Genomic DNA, 2,449 nt, shown 5'->3' with positions numbered 1-2,449 from the left:
GCACGCGGCACCTTCCGCGCTCGAACATCCGCGGTGGCCGCACGCCGGTCGCGGCGTTTACCACGCCCGGCCGGGACCGCACCCGGCGGCGCGCCGCCGCGGCAGCCACAGCCGCGCGCCGTCGCGGCTACCGCCCGGAGCGGCGCACCGTCACATCAGCCGCCCGCACGAACGCCACCCGGTGCCCGAACTGGATCTGGTAGTACGCGTCCTTGCCCCGCACCACCTTGTGTCCGGCCGGGTCGAAGGTGGTGGCCCACAGATACTCGCCACGGGTCCGCAGCCCCACCGCGTACCGCTGGTCCTTGCGCAGTGCGTACGGCAGCGGCGACACCTCCTGCACCGGCACGCCCTCGGGGTAGGCCGCGGCCTCCGGATAGGCCCTGCCGTACACCGGCACCTCCTCCCGGCCGGGCCGCGGGGTCACCACCCACCCCTTGGCGTTGACGGCCGTCGGCTGGCGCGCGGGATTGTGGAACCAGGCCCGCTGCCCCAGGTACCAGATCGCCGTCCAGTCGCCCTCGCGCCCGGCCACCGCGAACTGCTGGCCGGTGGAGGCGCGGGCACCGGTGTCGTTGACCCCGGTCGTCGACGGCGAACCGTCCGGGCGCAACCCGACGTCCGACACCAGCGGGGCGTCGGCGGAGGGCGCGGTGTGCAGCCGTACCGCCCCCGAACCGTGCGGCGCGCACGGCTGCCCCGGCTTCTCGCAGTCGGTGTAGTCCGGACGGTGCCGGTCGTAGTCGGGCCTGATGGTCACCAGACCGCCGCCCGGCCCCGCCGTCGGCCCGAGCGGCGCACCGAGCAGACGGAAGTAGTGCGCCCAGTCCCAGAACGGGCCGGGGTCGGTGTGCATGCCCCTGATGGTGGAGGTCACCGTCCCCGGCACGTTGTCGTGCCCCAGGACGTGCTGCCGGTCCAGCGGAATGTCGTACCGCTGCGCCAGATAGCGCGCCAGCCGTGCGGAGGCCCGGTACACCGCCTCCGTGTACCAGGCGTCCGGCGCCGTCAGGAAGCCCTCGTGCTCCAGCCCCACCGACTTGGCGTTGACGTACCAGTTGCCCGCGTGCCAGCCGATGTCCTTGGTTGGCACGTGCTGTGCGATGTGCCCGTCCGTGGCGCGCAGCGTGTAGTGCCACGACACGTACGTCGGGTCCTGCACCAGCTTCAGCGCGGTGTCCCAGTAGCCCTCCGTGTCGTGCACAACGATGTAGTCGACCCGCTGCGAGCGGGGCCGGTCGGCCTTGTCGTGGTTGCCGTAGTCGTCCTCGCCCAGCTCCTGGTACGGCGCGGGCACCGACTCGCAGGACAGGCCGCGCGGGCATTCGACGCCCGGGGCCCGGTCGCCGGGCGGCAGGGCGAGCCGCCGCAGCGCCGCCGTGTCCCGCCGCACCCCCGGGTGCCGGTCCAGAGCGACCCGCTCACCCGAGTCGGTGGTACGGCTCGCGCCCGAGCGGATCACCGAGTACACCTCGTCCGCGAACGCCCCGGCAGACGTCGCGTCGGTGGCGCCCGAGTAGTCGGCCACCGCCGCGTACCAGCGTCCCGGATCGCTGCTGAGCGGCAAGCCGAGACGTTTCTGCGCGGCGGCGATGAGGGCCGCGCCCCCGCGCACGTTGGCGGCGGGGTCCTCCCGCAGCGCGCGGGCCGGCAGGCCGGTCAGGCGCTGGGCGCGCTCCAGGGTCCGCAGCCGCGCCGGCAACGCACGCACGGTGGGCGGGGGCGGGTCGGCGGCGGGCCGCTTCGCGGGACGCGCGTCATCGCCGCGCGGGTCCTCCGTACCGTGCCGGGAAGGGTGCTCGGCGGCGAGCGCGGTGACCGCGTCCGTCAGGTGCATGGGGCCGTAGCCGCCGCCCACGCTGGGCGCGCCGCGGTGGCCGTCCCAGCGGGACTCCAGGTAGGAGACGCCGAGCAGGACGCTGCGCGGGACCTGGTACTGCCGCGCCGCATCCGTGAACGCCTGCTCAAGGCCGGCGCTCGCCTGCTGTTCCGCCGTGGCGGTGGGAGCCGTCGAGACCAAGGGCACGAGCAGGGCGACGGAGGCGGCGACCACCGCCGCACGGGGCGAGGACCAACGCCGACGCCCTCCCCGGCCCCGCGTCCTCGCCCGCCTCCGCGTGAAACCCGATAAACCTGGCAATGCAGCCTCCTCGCACTGGGCCGTGGCACGAGCGCGTGGTGGCGCTCGCGTCCTACGGGCATGGGGCTGAACCCACTTACGAGGTATCTGCTGTTCGGTGCCGCGTCAATCGTGCTCGGGCGAGTGGGTGACGGAGCCGGCCACTCCGTCTCCGGCCGGCGCCCGCGCCCATCCGTACGCCCGTCATCTGCCGGCGCCCGCCACCCGCCGTCGTCGGCCGGCGCCCCGGGGGGGGGGGGGGGCCGGGCCCCCCCCCCCCCCCCCCCCCCCCCCGGCCGGGGGGGGGGCCCCGCCGCCCCCGGCCCCCCC

1 protein-coding gene is annotated in these 2,449 nt (G+C 75.7%); it reads right to left on the bottom strand.

What is annotated here, in order from left to right:
- Positions 1–127: 127 nt before the first annotated feature.
- Complete coding sequence (locus tag AAHZ94_RS32630) at positions 128–2,053, bottom strand: N-acetylmuramoyl-L-alanine amidase (RefSeq protein ID WP_349997324.1); 1,926 nt, start codon at positions 2,051–2,053, stop codon at positions 128–130.
- Positions 2,054–2,449: the final 396 nt, after the last annotated feature.

The organism is Streptomyces sp. HSW2009, assembly GCF_040240285.1.
Taxonomy (GTDB): domain Bacteria; phylum Actinomycetota; class Actinomycetes; order Streptomycetales; family Streptomycetaceae; genus Streptomyces.
This window is presented reverse-complemented; position numbering and strand designations above follow the sequence as displayed.